The organism is Ruegeria sp. HKCCD7303, assembly GCF_013111185.1.
Classification (GTDB): domain Bacteria; phylum Pseudomonadota; class Alphaproteobacteria; order Rhodobacterales; family Rhodobacteraceae; genus Ruegeria.
Genome location: NZ_WVRE01000001.1, coordinates 247,408 through 267,312 on the forward strand (window position 1 = coordinate 247,408; position 19,905 = coordinate 267,312).

General features: G+C 58.2%; 14 protein-coding genes. 7 read left to right on the top strand and 7 right to left on the bottom strand.

Features of this window, described 5'->3' with window-relative positions; genetic code table 11:
* The first annotated feature begins 32 nt into the window (after positions 1 to 32).
* From GS630_RS01075 to GS630_RS01100, 6 genes are read left to right on the top strand one after another with little or no spacing between them, the layout of a single operon-like run.
* Positions 33 to 1,577: a trimethylamine methyltransferase family protein gene (locus GS630_RS01075; RefSeq protein ID WP_171620853.1), complete on the top strand. Its 1,545-nt coding sequence runs from the start codon at positions 33 to 35 to the stop codon at positions 1,575 to 1,577.
* A complete protein-coding gene (locus GS630_RS01080) occupies positions 1,574 to 2,866 on the top strand; it encodes an aspartate aminotransferase family protein (RefSeq protein WP_171238032.1) in 1,293 nt (430 codons plus the stop codon). Before GS630_RS01075 ends, GS630_RS01080 begins: the two co-directional genes overlap by 4 nt.
* Entirely contained in the window at positions 2,863 to 5,262 is a 2,400-nt protein-coding gene (locus tag GS630_RS01085; RefSeq protein ID WP_171620854.1) for an FAD-dependent oxidoreductase, read from the top strand. Before GS630_RS01080 ends, GS630_RS01085 begins: the two co-directional genes overlap by 4 nt.
* The gene (locus tag GS630_RS01090; protein WP_171620855.1) at positions 5,259 to 7,670 is read left to right on the top strand and encodes an FAD-dependent oxidoreductase; all 2,412 of its coding nucleotides are present in this window, start codon (positions 5,259 to 5,261) and stop codon (positions 7,668 to 7,670) included. The genes GS630_RS01085 and GS630_RS01090 overlap by 4 nt, the downstream gene beginning before the upstream one ends.
* Positions 7,671 to 7,673: 3 nt before the next feature.
* Positions 7,674 to 9,041: an amidase gene (locus GS630_RS01095; RefSeq protein WP_171620856.1), complete on the top strand. Its 1,368-nt coding sequence runs from the start codon at positions 7,674 to 7,676 to the stop codon at positions 9,039 to 9,041.
* Positions 9,042 to 9,043: 2 nt separating this feature from the next.
* Entirely contained in the window at positions 9,044 to 10,714 is a 1,671-nt protein-coding gene (locus GS630_RS01100) for a thiamine pyrophosphate-binding protein (RefSeq protein WP_171620857.1), read from the top strand.
* Positions 10,715 to 10,942: 228 nt separating this feature from the next.
* Here GS630_RS01100 and GS630_RS01105 read toward each other — a convergent pair whose 3' ends face one another.
* The 6 genes from GS630_RS01105 to GS630_RS01130 form a co-directional block, all read right to left on the bottom strand.
* On the bottom strand, positions 10,943 to 11,872 hold the full coding sequence (locus GS630_RS01105) for a hypothetical protein (protein WP_171235840.1): 930 nt from the start codon (positions 11,870 to 11,872) through the stop codon (positions 10,943 to 10,945).
* A gap of 7 nt (positions 11,873 to 11,879) precedes the next feature.
* The gene (locus tag GS630_RS01110) at positions 11,880 to 13,193 is read right to left on the bottom strand and encodes a TRAP transporter large permease (RefSeq protein WP_171235841.1); all 1,314 of its coding nucleotides are present in this window, start codon (positions 13,191 to 13,193) and stop codon (positions 11,880 to 11,882) included.
* A 3-nt stretch (positions 13,194 to 13,196) separates the two neighbouring features.
* Positions 13,197 to 13,730: a TRAP transporter small permease gene (locus GS630_RS01115; RefSeq protein WP_171176690.1), complete on the bottom strand. Its 534-nt coding sequence runs from the start codon at positions 13,728 to 13,730 to the stop codon at positions 13,197 to 13,199.
* Between the two features lie 70 nt (positions 13,731 to 13,800).
* Complete coding sequence (locus GS630_RS01120) at positions 13,801 to 14,778, bottom strand: TRAP transporter substrate-binding protein (RefSeq protein WP_171095086.1); 978 nt, start codon at positions 14,776 to 14,778, stop codon at positions 13,801 to 13,803.
* Between the two features lie 52 nt (positions 14,779 to 14,830).
* On the bottom strand, positions 14,831 to 16,081 hold the full coding sequence (locus GS630_RS01125; protein WP_171620858.1) for an FAD-dependent oxidoreductase: 1,251 nt from the start codon (positions 16,079 to 16,081) through the stop codon (positions 14,831 to 14,833).
* On the bottom strand, positions 16,078 to 17,211 hold the full coding sequence (locus tag GS630_RS01130; protein WP_171620859.1) for an enolase C-terminal domain-like protein: 1,134 nt from the start codon (positions 17,209 to 17,211) through the stop codon (positions 16,078 to 16,080). Before GS630_RS01130 ends, GS630_RS01125 begins: the two co-directional genes overlap by 4 nt.
* 97 nt (positions 17,212 to 17,308) lie before the next feature.
* Here GS630_RS01130 and GS630_RS01135 point away from each other — a divergent pair, with 97 nt between their 5' ends.
* Complete coding sequence (locus GS630_RS01135; RefSeq protein ID WP_171238042.1) at positions 17,309 to 18,229, top strand: LysR family transcriptional regulator; 921 nt, start codon at positions 17,309 to 17,311, stop codon at positions 18,227 to 18,229.
* On the opposite strand, the gene GS630_RS01140 is transcribed toward GS630_RS01135, so the two are convergent.
* Positions 18,190 to 19,884, bottom strand: coding sequence for a thiamine pyrophosphate-binding protein (locus GS630_RS01140; protein WP_171620860.1), 1,695 nt, complete (start codon positions 19,882 to 19,884; stop codon positions 18,190 to 18,192). The two genes, GS630_RS01135 and GS630_RS01140, sit on opposite strands and share 40 nt — an antisense overlap.
* Positions 19,885 to 19,905: the final 21 nt, after the last annotated feature.

Consider the following 19,905-nt stretch of genomic DNA (forward strand, 5'->3'; position numbering starts at 1 on the left):
CATTGTAGGTAGTTAATCTGGACTCATGGAAAATGACCTCTACCGCCCGCAGGCGCGGCCGCAAGCAGCGTCTGAGCCAAACAACCGAACCCGTATCGAACCCGCCCGTTTGGCCGGGTGTCTACGGTGGGCGTTTCAAGCCGCTTTCGCCCGAGGAGGTGGCGCTGGTTGAAGAAACGGCGCTGACGCTGCTGGAAACGCTTGGTCTGAGCCAGGCTATTCCGTCGATGATCGACAAGGTACTTGTAGCGGGCGGCTCGTTGTCCAGCGACAATCGTTTGCTGTTCCCCCGCGCGCTGGTGCAACAATCCATCACTGAAGCAAAGCGAAACTTTTCCCTTTGCGGTCAAACCCCTGAACATGACTTGGACATCAGCCAAGCCCGCGTGCACATGTCCAGTGGCGGTGCGGCCCCCGGCGTGTTTGATCTGGAAACGGGCAACTACCGGGATTCAACCCTGGCCGACCTGTACGATGCAGCCCGCATTGTCGACCAGATGGACAACATCCACCATTTCAGCCGTTCGGTTGTCGCCCGGGATATCGAAGACAATGCGGTGATGGATCTCAACACCGCTTATGCCTGTCTGGCGGGCACGTCCAAACATGTGTCGATCTCGATCAGCGAGCCTGAAAATGTGCCCGCAATTGCCCAGCTGTGTTATGCCGTCGCCGGAAGTGAAGAGGCCTTTCGCGCCCGACCTTTCCTGACCGTGATGGTGTGCCATGTCGTTCCACCCATGCGCTTTGCCGAAGAGGCGTGTGAAGTGCTCGAGGCCGCAATTTTGGCAGGCTTCCCGGTTCAATTGATAAGCGCTGGACAAGCCGGGGCAACCAGTCCTGCCACCATTGCCGGATCGTTGGTGCAAGCTGTGGCCGAAACGCTGGCTGGGCTTGTGTTCGCCCGCCTCGTCGATCCAGAGGTCAAGGCAATCTTTGCCCCAAAACCGCTGGTGGCAGATCTGCGCACCGGATCGATGTGCGGCGGCGGAGGGGAGCAGGCGATCCTGATGGCCGGTGCGGCACAGATGGGGCGGCACTTTGACCTGCCGACCTCTTCCATCGCGGGCATTACCGATGCCAAGTGTCTGGATGCGCAATATGGGGCCGAGAAATCGCTGGCTGTGACCATGGCCGCCCATGCGGGCTCGAACATCGTCACACAAGCTGCGGGAATGCAGGCCAGTTTATTGGGCGTTAGCCACGCGGCCTATGTCAGCGACAATGACATGCTGGGTAACATCCTGCGGACCCTGCGCGGGGTCGAGGCCACGCCAGAGAATATCGCCGCAGATCTGATCGCCGAGGTTTGTCGGGGCGAAGGGCATTATCTGGGCGAACAGCATACATTCAACCGGATGAAATCCGATTACTTTTACCCTGAAATCGGAGATCGCAGAACTCCGCGGGAATGGCACGAAGACGGCAGTCGACCAGTGGGCGACATCGCGCGGGACAAAGCGCGCGAGATTTTGTCCAGCCAGTTCCCACAGCACATTCCTGATGACGTTGACCGGGCGTTGCGCGCGCGCTTCGATATCCGTTTGACTCGAAAGCAAACCGGCAGGTTCTCATGAAAAGTCAAAACCTCAGCGCTCGCGCGCAAGCCGTGATGCCCGGCGGTGTCAGCCACGAGTTGCGCTATAAAACTCCGCATCCGATTTATTTCGAACGGGCCGAAGGGGCCGAGAAATGGGATGTGGACGGCAAGCGCTATATCGATTTCAAACTGGGCGCGGCCAGTCAGATACTAGGTCACGCCCATCCCGAAATCGCGCAAGTTGTCGCCCAACAAATGGCGCGGATGCCCTATACCGCCGACTGCCATCCGCTTGAGGTCGAATGGGCCGAATGGCTGAATCGTTTGTTTCCGTCAGCTGAGCGGGTACGTTTCACTGGGTCCGGTACAGAGTCGACGATGCTAGCCCTGCGGCTGGGCCGTGCGCATTCGGGTCGGGACAAAGTGCTACGCATCGACGGCCATTTCCACGGCTGGCATGACATGCTGATCAAGGGGGCCAAACCAGGCACCAACACAGTGCCGAGTTTGGGCATATCCCACGCCGTCACCGACCTAACAGTGATATCCCCCCCAAATCTGGATACTGTCGCCGAACTGCTGGACAGCGACCTCCAGATCGGAACGGTTTTTGTCGAGGCATCCGGCGCAAATTACGGCTCGGTCCCGCTGCCGGACGGGTTTTTGCAGGGGGTGCGGGCTCTGACCGAAAGAACAGGTCATGTGCTTGTTTTTGATGAGGTGATCACGGGTCTGCGCTGGTCGCCGGGTGGCCGTCAGGCGCGTGATGGGGTGACGCCGGATCTGACAACATTGGCCAAGATCGTCACTGGCGGTTTGCCGGGCGGGGCCGTTGTTGGTCGGGCTGACGTCATGGATCTGCTCAGCCCCGGAAAAACCCGAGACGGGCTTTCACCTCCTGTCAGCCACAAGGGAACTTTCAACGCGGCCCCCTTGGTGGCTGCGGGGGCGGTCAAGGCTATGGAGATCTTGTCGACCGGTGACGTGCAGGCCCATGCCGACGCAATGGCCGTGCGTCTGCGGGATGGCTTCAACGCAGCCTTCCGGGCGCTTGACGTGCAGGCACTGGCCTATGGCGACAGCTCGACCTGTCACCTCTATTTTGGTGGACGATCCATTGAAGGGCTCGATGCCGCGGCAATTCGAAAAACGCCGCCTGCCGTCGTCAAGGGCTTGCGTGACGGGTTGCTGGAGAGAGGCGTGGATTTCATGTCCTTCACTTCCTGCGTCACTGGCCTGCCGCATACGCCTGATCTGATCGACGAGGCGGTCGCACTTTTCAGCGACACTGTTTCAGAATTGGTCCGCGACGGAGTACTGTCATGACATTGCCCACCCATGCCCGCACCGTCATCATTGGCGGCGGCGTCATCGGCTGCTCGATAGCATACCACCTGGCCCGCGAAGGGCGGAAGGACATCGTTGTTCTGGAACGCTCGAAACTGACCAGCGGCACCACATGGCACGCGGCTGGCTTGGTGCGGCGCTTGCGCCCGTCGGCTACCCTTACCAAGCTGATCAACTATTCCATTGACCTTTATGGCGAACTGGAGCGTGAAACCGGGCAAGCCACGGGTTGGGCCCAAACCGGCTCGCTGACGCTGGCCACCAACCAGGACCGGCTGACCAATATCAAGCGCCAGGTCTCGCTTGGCCTTGCCTTTGGGCTTGAGGCCGAGGTTGTGGATGCGGCCCGCGCTAAGGAACTTTGGCCGCTGATCAACGTTAATGATGTGATCGGCGCGGTCTGGTCGCCGTCGGATGGACGGGTCAACCCCTCCGATGTGGCCCTGGCGTTGTCAAAGGGCGCGCGGGCGCGTGGGGTTCAGATCTTTGAAGACACGCGCGTGACTGGCCTGCAAAAGAAAGGTGGACGGATATCGGGCGTTGAGGTCAGCGATCACGTTATTGAAGCCGACGAGGTTGTGATTGCGTGTGGGCTTTGGTCGCGCGAGGTGGCGGCCATGGCCGGGGCGCATATGCCGCTTTATGCCTGTGAACATTTCTACATTCTGACCAAGCCTTTGCCCGAGGTTCAGGCCCTGGGCAAGGGCGCGCACTTGCCAACGCTGAACGATCAGGATGCGTTCCTTTATGCCCGGGACGATGTCGAAGGGCTGTTGGTTGGCTCGTTCGAACCCCATGCCAAAGGCTTGCCGCTAGATCGGTTGCCGGCCGAATTCTCGTTCGATCTGTTGGACGAGGACTGGGACCATTTCATGCCGATGATGGAAAACGCCCTACGCCGCATTCCTGCATTGGAGCAGGCCGAGGTTCGGATGTTGCTGAACGGCCCGGAAAGCTTCACGCTCGACAGTCAATTCATGCTGGGCGAAAGCCCAGAAGTGCCGGGGTTGTTCCTGATGGGTGGGATGAATTCAACCGGCATCGCTTTGGCAGGTGGCGCGGGCAAGGCTATGGCGGAATGGATCATCGCTGGAGAACCCACGATGGAGTTGAACGAGGCCGACATTCGGCGGTTCAGCCCCGAACTGAACGTTTTGGGGGCATTGGAAGCCCGCATACCTGAAGTGCTGGGTCGGCACTATGACAACCCTTTTCCCGGACGCTCGATGCAGTCAGCGCGAGGTCAACGCCGCTCGCCCATTCATGCTGGGTTGGTGGCCGCCGGCGCGCAATTCGAAGCCCGCGGAGGTTGGGAGCGCGCCGTGCACTTTGGCGGTGAGGCCGCCCATCTGCCGCTGACCTTTGGCGTTCCCTCGTGGCGCGAACAGGTCGGGCATGAGGTTGAAGCTTGTCGCACCGGTGCGGCCATTCTGGATCAAAGCGCCTTCGGCAAGATCATGGTGCAGGGGCCGGATGCCTGCGCTTTTCTAAACCGGCTTTGCGCCGCGCAGATGGATGTGCCCGAGGGCCGTATCGCCTACACTCAGATTCTGAATGCGCGCGGTGGTGTAGAAAGCGATTTGACCGTTCAGCGGCATGGGTCCGAAGCTTACCTGTTGGTTGTCGGTGCCAATGAGACCGTCCGTGTGATGCAGCGAATGCGAGGCATGAAGGGCAGCTTCCGCGCTGAGTTCACGGATGTTACCAGCGGGTATGCCATTCTGGGCCTTGCTGGTGCGCGGGCTCGAGACGTGCTTCAGGCCACGACAAACGCAGCTGTCCCGGACCTCAAGCGGTTCTGTTTTGCACCCGTCGAGATTGGTTTGGCCCGAGGTTGGGCAGGTCGGCTGAGCTTTACCGGAGAAGAAGGCTTTGAGCTTTACATCCCTGCCGATATGGCCATGGCCGCCTATGAGGCGCTGGTCGCGGCAGGTGCAAGCCATGCAGGTCTTTACGCAAGTGGATCGTTGCGCATCGAAAGCGGTTTTCGGGCGTTCGGGCACGAACTCACACCGGGCACCACGCCGCTTGAAGCCGGATTAGGTGCGTTTTGCGCTATGGGCACGGGTTTTGTGGGCGCAGACGCCTTGCGGGACCACAAGCCTGAACGGCGCATCGTTTCGATTCTGTTCGACGATCCCGCAGCGATCCCGCTGCACGATGAACCCATTTACTTTGACGGCAAGGTCGTGGGGCAGATCACCTCAGCCGGATGGAGCTACCGGTTTGGTCGTTCCGTGGCGCTTGGCTTGATCAAAGCGCCTTTGGACCTGCTTGAAACGCAAGACTTTTTGGACGGGTTCGAAGTCGAAATCGCGTGCGCCCGTTACACGGCCAAAGCTTCTCTCAAACCCGCAAAGGTAGCTTTTGCATGAGCGATACGATCCAAACGACACGTGTGGCGATCATTGGGGGCGGCATCATGGGCGTGGCCGCGCAGTTTCAGCTGGCGGAAAACGGCTGGACTGACACGATCCTGTTCGAAAAGGCCGAATTGACCAGCGGGTCCACATGGCACGCGGCCGGTCAGATCGCCCATGCGGTGGGCAGCCGCCTTATGGGATGGATCAACAAAACCTCGATCGAAACCTATAAACGGGTCGAGGCCGAAACCGGGCAAAGCATCGGCTGGCACGAAGTCGGTGGCATCCGGATTGCGACCACCGACGATGAAGTCGATTGGATGAAGTCTATCATGGGCGTGGGCAAGCTGTTGGATCTGCCGATGGATCTGATAGGCCCGGAAGAGGTGGCGCAGGTTAATCCCTTCTACAAGGTCGACGACGTTAGAGCTGCGGTGCGCACCTACGAGGATGGTCACATTGACCCCTCAAGCGTGACCATGGCGCTGGCTGCTGCATCCCGGTCGCGCGGCGCCCGGGTTGAACGGCACAACCGGGTACTGGGGGCGTCCCGCAAAGGCGATATGTGGCTGTCGCGCACCGAAAAAGGCGATGTGCTGGCCGAACATGTGGTGATTGCCGCTGGGTCCTACGCCAATCAGGTGGGAGAGTGGTTCGGGTTGAAAATCCCTTCGGTGTCCTGTTTGCATCATTACCTTGTGACCGATACCGTCCCTCAGTTCGCCGACAGGCCCGAGTTGCCAGTGATGCGAGACAATGCTTATGGCGGGTACATCCGGCAGGAGCAGAAATCCGGCTTGATCGGTATTTACGAAGGCCATGTCTGTCCGACGGTCTGGGAAATGCCCGAAGGTGCGCCTTGGGCAGCGGAGAATGAGCTATTTCAAGCCGACTACGACTCGATTGGCGATTTCCTGATGGTTGCTTTCGACAAGATGCCGATCCTGGCCGAGCTTGGTATCAAGCGGGTCGTGCGCGGGGCCATCACGCACACACCTGATGGCGGAATGCTGGTCGGGCCATCGGGCGCGCCGAATGTCTGGCTGTCCTGCGGCTCGTCTATTGGGTTGGCCTGGGGCGGCGGCGCGGGCAAGGTATTGGCCGATTGGATGGTGCACGGAGAGGCCGAGATCAATACGCGTGGTTTCGACCCCCGCCGCTATGGGGACTTTGCGTCGGACAATTTCATAGTTGAGCGCACCAAAGACGAGTTCATGCGCCGTCATGATACGCCTTGCCCGGGTAAGCAGTTCCAAAGCCTTCGACCGCTGAAAAAGCACCCGCTGTATGACCGCCTTGCCGCCAAGGGTGCAGTTTTCGGAGAAGTCGCCGGTTGGGAGCGCCCACGCTATTTCGGAGAAGCAGGCGAGGCTGAACAGATCGGCTGGGGACATCAGCCTTGGCACGCAAACGCGACGGCCGAGGCTAAAGCGACGCGCGATGCCGCGGGTGTCATAGATCTCTGCGCTTTTGCCCAGTTCGAGATCTCGGGCAAGGATGCGGGCGCTTTGCTGGACCGGCTGTCGGCCAACCGAATACCTTCGAAAGACGGGCGGATGAGCCTGAACCATTTGCTGACGGCGCAGGGCAGGTTCGAGACAGAAATCACGATCTGGCGCATGGCCGAAGACCGGTTTTTCACAGGTTCCCCCATTGCCCGCGCCACACCGGATTTCGATTGGATCAAGTCCCATATCCGACCCGGCGAGGATGTGACGATGATCAACCGCTCGGCAGATTGGGGGATGCTGGCGCTGTCAGGCCCCGCGACCCGCCGTATCCTGTCCGAACTGACAGACGTTGATCTGTCCAATCGCGCTTTCCCTTGGTTGTCGGGGCAGGAAATCCGCGTGGCAGGCATTCTTTGCTATGCCCTGCGCGTTTCGTTTGTCGGTGAATTGGGCTGGGAATTGCACGCGCCGCTGGATCAGATTGGCGCAATCTACGACGCGCTTTTCGAAGCCGGGTCCAAACATGGTCTGACCGATCTGGGTTCTTACGCGTTCAACGGGATGCGTATGGAAAAGGCCTATCGCGCCAGCGGGGAACTGACCACGGATGTCGGCCCGCTTGACGTCGGCCTCGAACGCTTTGTCGTGAGCGAAGGACGCGATTTTCTGGGCCGCGATGCGCTGCTCAGCCGAGATCCGGCATGGCAGCTATTCTATGCGGAACTGCATTCAGAAAACATCGACATTCATGGTGGCGAGCCGGTGTTGCTGAAAGGTGAGCCTGTGGGCCTAACCTCATCGGGTGGGTATGGCTATACGATCGGCAAGTCCCTGGGGTGGTTGTTCGTTCGCAAGGGCACCCTGCAAACAGGCCTCAGCGTTCGGATTCTGAATCGTGACATCCCGGTTACGGTACATCAAGATGCGCTCTTCGATCCGCAGAATTTGCGACCGCGATCCGAGGAGTGACACTTGCCGCAACAAAACAATATCATTCAGAAAACGGCGACCGAACTTGCGATTGATCTACGCGCCCGAACCCTTAGCAGTGCCGAAGTTCTGGGCGCGCACCGCGCCCGCATCGAAGACGACAAAGTTGGGGTGAATGCGTTTGTCACGCTGGATTGGGACGCCGCCACTGCCCGCGCCGAAGAATTGGACAAGATGGCCGCGTGCGGGCAGATTGCCGGGCCACTGCACGGGCTGCCCATCGCAATCAAGGATTGCTTTGATACCGCCGGTCTGCGCACCACACACGGGTCAAAAAGCTTTTCTGATCATGTCCCATCCAGTGACGCGCTCCACGTTGCGCGTCTGAGGGCGGCCGGCGCTATTATAATTGGTAAGACAAACACGCCCGAGTTCACGTTTTCTGGCCAGACCACGAACTTTGTATCGGGCACGACGCGCAATCCATTGAACCCCGAAAAGACGGTTGCGGGCAGTTCTGGTGGCGCTGCAGCCGCGCTGGTGACCAACATGGTTGCCCTTGCTGATGGCTCGGATCTTGGTGGCAGTGCCCGCACACCTGCTGCATGGTGTGGCGTTGTCGGTATGCGGCCAACATCGGGATTGGTGCCCATGGATCCAAACCCGGCCCCGTTCGACGGTTTGTCCGTGCCATGCCCGATGGCGCGTACGGTTTCGGACCTCGCTTTGATGCTGAGTGTGATGCAAGGACCGACGCCCAACCAACCTTTGGCATTCACCGGCGCTTACCCGGACCCGGTCGAGCTTGATGCTCCGCTGACTGCCGGACGCGTGGCATTGAGCCTTTCGCCTTTCGGTGCAAGTGTTGACCCATCGGTTCAGGCTGCCTTGGCACCGATCGCTGATCTTTGCCGAGATTTGGGATGGCATGTCGATGAAGACACGGCCCCGGACCTTGTTCCGCTGCTTGCATATGGCGATATCATTCGGGGTCAATGCGCTCTGCAAATTCGCGCGGCGCTCAATCCCGACATGACACAGGCCACCGAAAGCTATCGCACGGCCTGCGCACAGGGCGAAGAGCAAAGCCTTGCCGATCTGATCGCCTATCAGACGATCCGCCGTCATGTCTGGGACTCTGTCGCTACATTCTTCAATCACTACGATTTTGCCCTCTGGCCCACCGCCACCGGCCTGCCGTTCAGCGCCGACCTGCGTGATGGAGAAATCACCGAAGATTGGCGTACAGTGACTCTGACACCGACGATGGAGCTTCCATCGATTTCCATTCCACTGGGCCGTTCTTCGGACGGTATGCCCGTGGGCCTTCACATCACCGGTCCGAAAGGATCGGACGCCCGGCTGCTGCGCTTTGCCCGGCAGATTGAACGTCAAATTTCCGGAGACTGAACATGACCACCATCACTGGCGGAGAAGCCGTCTATCGCGTTCTGAAAGCCAACGGCATCGACACCGTTTTTGGCCTGTTGGGCGGTTCGATGCTCGAACTTTATGACGCCATGTATCAGGGCGGTCAGATCGCTTATGTCGGGGCGCGCGACGAACGTGCCGCGGGCCACATGGCTGATGCCTGGGCGCGGATGACGGGCAAGCCGGGTGTGGTTCTGGGTGCGCAGGCCGGCCCCGGCGTGGTCAACATCGTAACAGCAGTAGCCGAAGCGCAATTGGCCTATTCTCCGCTCGTAGTGATCGCCGGTGCCATCACTCGCGCCGATCAATGCAAAGACACGTTTCAGGAAATCGATCAGGTGGCGCTGTTTGCGCCCATTTCCAAACGCTCGGTGATGGTGACAGACCCAGCGCGGTTGGCGCCGATGCTAGAAGACGCCATCCGGTTGGCCAACACAGGCCGACGGGGGCCGGTGGTTCTGCATGTTCCGCGTGATCTGCTTGCCGCCGATATTCCGGCGATTGAGCCTGCACCGGTGAATATCGCGCGCCCCGGTCCTGCCGCACCCGCCGATATTGCCGCCATTGCCAAGCTGTTGTCAGAGGCCGAAAGACCGGTGATTTTTGCCGGAGGGGGATTCAAATGGGGGGCAGGGCGCGATGCGTTGACGGTACTGGTCGAAAAGCTTGAAATACCGGTCGTCGCCTCTACCGGCCATGCCGACGTCATGCCTCATGGGCATCGTTGGTTTGCCGGGCAGGCCGGCCCACGGGGCAATGTGGTCGCCAGCGGGCTAACCCGTGAAGCGGATGTCATGGTGGTATTGGGTGCTCGGCTTGGGTTCAACTCGACCTTTCATTCCAATGAATATGTGGGTGCTGATACCCGTATCGCCCATGTGGACATCGAAGGCGCGGCGGTTGGGCGGTACTTCCCGGCCGAGATCGCAGCGCAAGGCGATGCCCGCCTGACTGCCGAGGCCCTGATCGATGCCACAATGCGTCCTAATTGCGACCCGTGGCGCGAAGCGTTTCGGTCCGATATGGCCACCCTGGCAGCCGAGCGCGCAGCAGAGGCAGAGCTTGAGAGCTTGCCCATGCACCCACGCCGTGCGCTGGCCGAAATCCGCGCGACGCTGCCGGAAGATGCTATTGTGACATTGGACACCGGTAACACATGTCTTCAGGCGGCAGACCGGTTGGCGCATTACGCGCCGGTGTCTTTGATCACGCCATTGGATTTCGGCCTTGTCGGGTTTGGCCTTGCCGCTGCAATTGGAGCCAAGGCAGCCGCACCGGATCGCCCTGTCGTGGCGATTATGGGCGATGGGGCTGTCGGCTATACGATGATCGAGATACAGACCGCCATTCAACACTATCTGCCGATCACAATCATCGTTCTGGATAACGAAGCTTGGGGGGCTGAAAAAGCCTATCAGCAGGAATTTTACGGAGGCCGTCTGCTTGGAGCCGAAATTCGCTCGCCCCGTTTCGACAAGTTTGCCGAGTTGTGTGGTGGGAAAGGTATATGGGTCGATGGGCCAGGCGGGGTTGGTCCTGCGCTGGAACAAGCAATCGCATCAAATGAAACAACGGTTATTCAAGCCAAAATCGACCCCGGTGCGTTGATGACACTGCGAAAAGATTTGTTCAAATCACCGCGAAACAACTGATCCTGGCACATGCATGCGATGATTGGCACGCGCGGTAGCTGCTCTGAGAGGGGAGGTATCCTGTACCTGACTTACAACTCTGGCGGTTCGCGCCACTTCGTTTTGCCGCCCCATCAAAGTACTTTTTGTGAAAAGTCCCATCAGCCGTGATCATCACCTGAATGTTCCGATTTACAAAAACGGGATTGGCAGAGCACAGTACGAAACAGAGGCACACACAATCAATGATCACGATGGCGCGTTCTTTTGGTAGAGGCGGCGCATTATCATTGGGGTCAGGTACATCGGAATTTGATAGGCTCCGATGAAGGCCATTATCGGGGCAGTGACCTCTGTTGGAAGAGCCACAAAAAAGATCGCGATGTTGCGGTTGCCAGCAATCAATGACACCGCAGTTGCCTGCGCAGCAGGTAGCTTGCCCTGTGTAAAGCGAAACATGACAATCTGTGCGCCAAAGTTGGCCAGACAGGCAAAGGCGATCCAGAATGCAGCCAAAGCTGGGTCCTCCAGCGCCGTTGCGCTGACCGACGGCATCAGGCCGATGACAAATACGGCCAGTGTGAGTGTTCCCATCCCCTCAAGGTTCATCAGCATGGATTGTGAAGGGTTGCGCAAAACCGTGCGCCTTACAAATATGGCTGCGCCAGTTGCGCATAAGATCGTGAGCAACAGTCGCACGCCAGCCCATAAGACAGATTGTACGTCGCCCAACTGCGGCATTACGAGAAAGATGGGTAAGGCGGTCAAAGGTAACAGGGCCGTACCGACAACCATCAGTCGCATCGCATGTTCTGGCGCGTGGCCCATCATCAGGCACATATTCGGACTGCCCGAGATGGACGGCGCTGCCGCCATGATAAGAAGGGACAAAAGCACGGGAGTCCCGATCCATCCGCACACGTATCCGAGCGCAACGATGATCATCGGCGTCACCAGCTGAAATCCAACAACCGTAAACGCAACTTTGTGCAAGTCACTCAGTGATCCCAGAATGGTCCTGGGGTCCATCCTCAGCACAGTCACGAACAGTAAAAGCACCACCAAAGGCGGAAGCAAATCCCGCATTGGCTCCGCCAGAGCTGGTAAAAGTAGACCTGCCGCCAAGCCGCAGATCAGAACATAAGGGCCATGACGCCCGGCCAGATGAAGCGGGTTCAAAACCGCCTTATCCGCCCGGACTTTGTCGCAGGTTTTCGGGCAACCAAGTTGCAAGGTCGGGGAACCAGATCAGGATGAAGACCATCAGAACCATGATCAGGAACATCGGAATGGCGGCCCGCGCAATATAGCTCATCTCGTGGTTGGTCATGCCCTGCATGACGAACAGGTTGAACCCGATCGGGGGCGTGATCTGCGCCATCTCGACAACAACAACGATGAAGATACCGAACCAGATCAGATCGATCCCGGCGTCGCGGATCATGGGTTCGACCACGGCCATGGTCAGCACGACCGAAGAGATACCATCCAGAAAACAGCCCAGAATGATGTAGAAAACCAACAACACCATAAGCAGCTCGAACCGGGTCAGTTCCCAACCGGCGATCAGATCGGCCAAACCGCGCGGCAGGCCGGTAAAGCCCATGGACAGCGATAGGAACGCAGCGCCCGCAAGAATGAGGGCAATCATCGCGCTGGTGCGCGTGGCGCCCATCAGGCTTTCGGTAAAGGTCTTCCAGGTCAGCGACCCTTGTCCCGCCGCCAACAGCAGCCCGCCGATGACCCCAAAGGCCGCGGCCTCGGTTGCGGTGGCATATCCAAGATACATCGACCCAATCACGACCATGATCAAAAGGATTACAGGCAGCAGGAAACGAGAGTTCTTGATCTTTTCTGAGAAACTCAGTTTGGCTTCGGAATTGGGGCTCCAGTCTTTGCTGAGTTTGGAATAGATCGCCACGTAGCCCATGAACATCCCAGCCAGTACCAGACCGGGAAGAATCCCTGCAAAGAACAGCTTGGTGATGGATTCATTGATCGTCACACCGTAGACGATCAAGGTCAGTGAGGGCGGGATCATCAGCCCAAGTGTGGCGGCCCCGGTCAATGTCCCGATGATCATCCGCTCGGGATAGTTGCGCTTGCGCAGTTCGGGGATCGACATCTTTCCAACAGTTGTCAGCGTGGCTGCTGAAGAGCCCGAGACAGCTGCAAAAACCGTACAACCCACGATATTGGTGTGCACCAATCCGCCCGGCAAAGGGGCCATCCACGGGGACAGGCCCTTGAACATGTCTTCCGATAATCGCGTTCGGTACAGAATCTCGCCCATCCAGATGAACATGGGCAGTGCGGTCAGAGTCCACGAAGACGACGCCGACCAGATTGTGGTGATCATTACATCCCCGACGGGACGGGTGGTGAAGAGCTCCATTCCGACCCAGGCAACGCCCATCAAAGCCAAGCCGACCCAAACACCGGTGCCCAGCAAGGTGAAGAGAACAAAAAGAAAGAGAATGATGACAGAGAGGTTTTCCATGATTTACTCTCCGTGACTCTGATCGGCCAGATCGCGGACGATGCGGTGTTCGCCCTTGAAAAGCACGTGGATCAAATGATCAGTCAGAGCAATGGCCAGAATGACCGCGCCTAGCAGCATCGCGGATTGTGGGATCCAAAGGGCGGTTCGGTCCTGCCCTTGACTGACATCGTTGAATTTCCAGCTCCAGTAGACAAAGCGATAAGCGTACCAGCAGAAATACCACATGACGGCAGTGGCGATTGCAAAACACCAGACTTCCAATATGCGGCGGACACCATCAGGCACAGCGTTCAACAGGATTGACACGCGAATGTGGCTGCCCCTGTTTAGCGCATTGGCAAAGGCAAGAAAGGAAGCGGCGGCCATGGCATAGCCAGCATAGTCGGGCGCTCCGGGAAAGACCTCACCGGTCCAGCGGGCCAGCATCTGCACGACGATCAAAAGCAGGATCGCAATGAGGCTGAGAGCCGCAAGCACCCCTGCCGCAAGATATATAAAGTCCAGTACGGACCGAAGCCCTCGCAAAACCGCCATGCTGTCCCCGCTGTGTTTTGATTGGATGCGAAAAGGGCGGCTGGATGACCCGCCGCCCAAATCAAAAAGGTTACTGTGACGCGTTGAACGCGTCGACGATGGCTTTGCCTTCGTCACCGGCAGCTTCCAGCCATTCATTGGTCATGGTCACGCCGATCTCTTTCAGCTCATTCGTCATCTGTTCAGAAGCCGGGCCAACGGTCATCCCGCCATCCCGCAAACCCTGCAGGGTGAATCCGGTGTATTCCTTGGCGCGCCAATTGCCCGCGTATTCTGCCAGTTCAGCGCAGCCCTTGATGACGTTCTTGTTGGCATCAGATACACCAGACCAGACATCAGAATTGACCATCACATAGTTGCGCGGCAACCAGGCATCGACTTCGTAGAAATAGTTCAGGCTTTCCCAAACCTTGCGGTCATATCCGGTCGATCCCGATGACACCATCGAATCCGCCACACCCGTCGCAAAGGCCTGACTGATTTCCGCGGCTTCAATTGTCACCGGCAGCATCCCCGTCAGCTCGGCCAGTCGCGAGGTCGCATTGTTGTATGAGCGGAACTTTATGCCTTTCATGTCAGCGACCGAGTTTACCTCGTTTTTGAAATACAAGCCCTGAGGCGGCCACGGCACAGCGTAAAGCAGTGTTAGGTTCTGTTCAGCCAATACTTTTTCAATAGATGGCTTGGCGGCCTCCCAAAGCTTGGCGCTGTCGTCGAAAGAGGTCGCGAGGAATGGGATTGAGTCAAACCCGAACAGGGCATTTTCATTCTGGTGGCCAGACAATAGACGCTCACCAATCGGGGCCTGCCCGGTCTGGATCGCGCGTTTGATGTCGGCACCTTTGAAAAGCGAGCCGGACGGGTGCGTCACAATCTCGATCTCACCACCTGTACCGGTGGTCACGCATTTGGCGAATTCCGCGCCTGTGGCCGAGTGGAAGTTCGACGCCGAATAAGCCATCGGCATGTCCCATTTTTCGGCCATGGCCGGTGCGGCTGCAGCTGCAGTCAGAGCTGTCGCTGCCAGAAGGTTTGTCAGTTTTTTCATCGTTTTCTCCCTATTGGATTTTGAAACGCCGATGTTTCTCATCAGCTTGTTCTTATGTTGAGTAGCGTGACGGCGCGTAGACGCTGACATCCGCGTTTGGGGTTCTGCCCGCGATCATTTGGGCCAGAAGGCGTCCGGTTTTTGGCCCGCCTGTCAGGCCGATGTGATGGTGCCCAAAGCCCATATAGGCCCCCTTGATGCCGGGTACGTCGCCAATGATCGGGATCGAGTCAGCCGGGGCGGGCCTGTGCCCCATCCATTCCACTTCCTCCTTCCATGTTATGCCCGGGAAAGCCGCCCGGGCATTCTTGCGCATCAATTCAAACGGCGCGCGAGAGGGCGGTGCATCCAGCCCTCCGAACTCTACAATGCCTGCCAAGCGTAAGCGCCCATCCATGGGTGTTGCAACAAACTTACCTGATGCGACCATGACCGGGCTGCGCGGCATGTCAGAAGGTTCCACCAATTCAAGATGATACCCGCGTTCGCTTTCAAGTGGGACAGAAACACCCAATCGCTTCGCTAGAGGTCCTGACCAGACGCCTGCCGTCACGATGGCTGTGTCGCACGCAATGGTTTCGCCACCTGTGCGAACGCCTGTGACGCTTCCGCCTTCGCGCGTGACGTCTTCGACGGTGGCTTGGATGATCCGACCTCCTTGCGCCTCAACATGTGCAGCTAGGTCTTTGACATATCGCCCCGGATCGGTGATGTGACCATGATCTGACAGCTTGGCCGCGAACCCGATATCCTGACTGAATACTGGATCGTAATCGTGGAATGCCTTGCCTTCCAACTCTTCCCACGCAAAGCCATGCTTACGCCGAATGCCCCAACCAAAGGCATCACTTTCGAAATGGGCGCGGTTTTCATAGAGGAACAGATAGTCGCTTGGAACGATCCATTTCTCAGCGCCAGTTCCGGCGGCCAGCGCCTTGTGGTCGTTCAGGCTGTCGCCCACGATGGGCGTCAGGGCCGCAGCGATCCGTTCCACGTCTGCGGCATTTGCGTGGCTTAAGTATTGTCTGAGCCATGGCAACAGCTTTGGTAAGTACCCCCATTTCAGGAACAGCGGCTGAGAGGGGCTTAAAAGCATCTTTGGTGCTTTGCCGAGTAGTCCGGGAACCGTTACAGGCACGATAGAGCATGACGCAAGCACGCCGCCATTGCCGTGAGAGGTTCCTTCGCCAGGCCCGGCCTTATCGATCAAAATCACATCGTGACCGTCGCGCTGCAGCCAGATAGCCGCGGAGACTCCGACAATTCCAGCTCCGATGATGGCTATGGTCTTCTTCTCGCTCACGCCGCCACCGCCTTTGAAACTGCGTAGTGGTTCAGTTTGTCCAAGTCTGGTTTGCCGCCAAGCCCAGGACCATCCGGCACGCAGACTTGCCCGTTCCTGATCTGGAACGGTTCTTCCAATATGTCCTCTTTCAGGAAATATGACGCCTGATAGAACTCACAGCCCAAAGTGATTTCTGGTGTCGCGGCAATCATGTGCGTGCCGGCCAAATGGGCCAGGCCGGCCTCGAACATGTCGCCGCCATAGGCTGTCAGGCCGTGAGCCGCCGCAATACGCGCAACAGTCTGACCGCGTGTCAGGCCGCCGGATTTCATGATTTTGACGGAAACACCGTCGCAAATCCCTTCGCGGGCTGCACGCTCCATGTCTTCGGGGCCAAACACACTCTCGTCTGCCAGCAATGGGACATCGGTCATTTGGCGCAGCTTGGCCATCATGCCGAAGTGATGAGCGCGCACTGGCTGTTCGATGAAATCGGGATCGAACCGGGCGACGTCACGCACCTGTGCCGGTGCATCCTCGATTTTGAGCCCTTGGTTATAATCCACGCGCACCGAAAACTCGGGGCAGTTCTGGGCCAGGTATTCCAGCCGCATGATGTCAAAGGCGTGATCCTTGAACCCGGTCTTGAGTTTCACGATACGGACATCATCGTCCTGCAACCGTGCCAACAGGTCGATGTCTTGCGAAAAATCAGGGTTGGCGATGGAACAGCTCAGGGGGATTGCATCCCGACATTTGCCGCCCAACAAAGACCAAACGGGCACGTTGCTGATCCGGCCTGAAAGATCCAGCAGCGCGGTTTCCAGTGCGGCCTTGGCTTCAGTGCAGTGCGCCACAGCGTAAGCGGCACGCGCCATGATCGCGGATCTATCGCTGACTTTTGCGCCCAAAACAAGTGGGCGCAGATACCGATCGAGCGCAGCAAAGGTTGCCTCTGGCGTGCCGGTAAAAACTGACCAAGGCGATGCTTCGCCAAACCCTTGAGAGCCGTCCTCGGATGTCAGCCGTAGGATAACAATTTCACAAACGCCTTCGACGGATCCAATGCCGTGATCCCGCCGCGAGGTCACTGGCAGCTTGAGGTGCCATAGGTCATAGCCAGTGATTTTTTGTGACAGATCGCTCATTCGGCCCTCTATAGATGTGCGGAAGCCTGCCTTGACCGGCATATCATTTCAAATACTATATCTTCGACAGTTCATCAGAAAAAATGATACTATACCTATGTCATTGCGCTTTCGTCAGCTTCAAGCCTTTCACGCCATCATGGAAACCGGAACCGTGACCGGCGCGGCATCAGTTCTTGGCATCTCGCAACCCGGCATCAGCAACCTTTTGGCGCAATTGGAGCGCGAGGCGCGATTACCTCTGTTCGAACGCAACAAGGGGCGTCTGTTGCCCACGCCCGAAGCCGAGCTGTTGTACCGCGAGGTCGACACGGTTGTGCGCGGGTTGGATCACGTTGCACAGGCGGTGACAGATTTGCAGAACAAGCATCCGGGTCAGTTACAGGTCGCCGCGCCGCATCTGTTGTCCTTCGGTTTCATGCCGCGTGAGATCGCGCGGTTTGCCGAAAGCCGCCCGAACCTGTCCGTTAGCTTTCAGTCGCAATACTCGTCCAAGATTCAAGAATGGGTGACGTCTGGCTTGTTTGAGATCGGCATTGTCGAGATGCCGATCCTGCACGACACGTTGAATTATCAGGTGTTTCAGTTCGAAACTCTAGCAACCTTCCCGGAAGGCAGCCCGTTGGTGGCGTATGACGTTCTGACGCCGGAAACTCTGGAGAACGAGCCTTTTATTGTGATGGGGCCGGAACACCAGACGCATCGTAAAACCCGTGACATCTTTCAGCGTGCCGGGCGCATATGGCGCACACAGATTCACACGCACTTGTCTGAAAACCTACTGAGCTTTGTGAAGCAAGGCATGGGGGTCGCCATGATCGATCCCTTTACCGTTACATTCGATGAAGAGAGCGGATATCAGACCCGCCCTTTCAAGCCAGCGGTCATGTTGGAGCTTGCAATCATCACAGCCAAAGGTCGCCCCTTATCCAGGATCGCTCAGGAGTTTCTGGACCAACTGATCCCGTCAATCGCCTCTTACGCAACCCATTCAGATACTGGCGCAGCAGCTTCGTGAAGTTGTTGGGAATGGATATCGACCAGTGTGGGGCCGTCATGTTCGATAGCTTGCTTCAGGATTTTTGGCAGGTCTTCGGGGTCTTTGACCGTCCATGATTTCACACCAAAGGCTGACGCCACTGCGGCATGATCTGTGCGGTTGAAGTCAACGTTGTAGAATCTTTGACCAAAGCCCGCATCTTGACCTGCTTTGATCCAGCCGAAGACCGCGTTTGAGAAGACAATCGATGTGATGGGCATTTTGTGCCGCACCATCGTTTCAAACTCGCCACATGTGAAGCCGAACGAGCCATCGCCCATGACGGCCAGGGTCTTTACCGACGGACGCCCGACATGTGCCCCCATCGCTGCACCTAATGAATAGCCCAAAGCGCCATGGGCTCGGTTGGTGATGAACTGCCGTCCCGATGTCCGCCACCGGTAATGCGCGCTGAAATAGGGGCATGGGGTGCCGGGGTCAGCCACAACAATTGCGTCGTCATCCAGAATATCCATCAACGCAGCCATGACAGCTTCGGGTCGGATCGGCATTTCACGACTTGCGGCCAGTGGCGCGAAAGCGGCCAGCTTGGCATCCCACGCGGCGCGGGCTTTGTCCGCCCCGCCTTGTGTGTTCAGATCCTTGCGACCTTCTAATGCGCGGGCCAGAGCTTCCAGCGCCAGTCGGGCATCGGCGCAAATAGCCACTTCCGTCTGGTAGTTTGCACCAATCACCATGGGATCGCTGTCGATGTGAATGATCGTGGCATCACGCCCTGGGCTTCTCCACCGTTCGGTTGTGACCGAGCCGGCGCGACAGCCAATGAACAGGACAACATCCGCCTGATCCACGACAGCACGTGTCGCGGGCACACCTCCGTTAGACCCGATAACGCCCAAAGCCAGAGGGTCGGTTTCGGCGATGGAACCCTGGCCGGAAACGGTTGTGGCAACGGGCATGTCCAACAAATTTGCGACCTGTCGCAATGCTTCGGTTGCGCCTGACAGAACCGGCCCGCCGCCACAGACAGCAACAGAGGATTTGGCCCGTGCCAGAATATCCGCCGCCGCTTCGATCGCATCCATGTCCGGGGCTGAGCGTTCGGCAGGATAGCTGCGATGTCTGTCATCCGCCCAGATTTCGGCCTCATCCACCTGCGCTTTTTGCGTGTCGAACGGCAGGGCCAGATGCGTGGCGCCCGGCGTGCCTGATGTCATTGCCCGGAAGGCTGCCCGCACCATGGCCGGAAGCCGCGCGGCGTCGTCCAGCGAGGTATTCCACTTGGCTAAGGGCTTGAAGAGGGCGGGCTGATCCAGTTCAGTTAATGGGTATTTGCCCCGGCTGGTTGTCGCGACGTCCGAGGTGATCGCCAGTATCGGAACAGAACTTTCATTGGCTTCTACAACGCCGGGCAGAATGTAAGTTGCACCTCCGCCCGAGGGACCTTCGCAGACACCGGGCTTCCCAGTCACACGCGCGTAACCGTCCGCCATATAGGCCGCGTGCCGTTCATCCCGTGTCAGAATGTGCTGAATACCGTGATCCATGCGCGCCAGAGCGTCATAGAACGGCAAGGTGGTATCGCCGCACAGGCCGAACATGTGCTTCACGCCGTGCGCCTCGAGCATACGCACCATAGCCTCTGCCCCGGTCAGATAATTCGTCCCTGTCATGATCTACGAGCCTCTCGATTC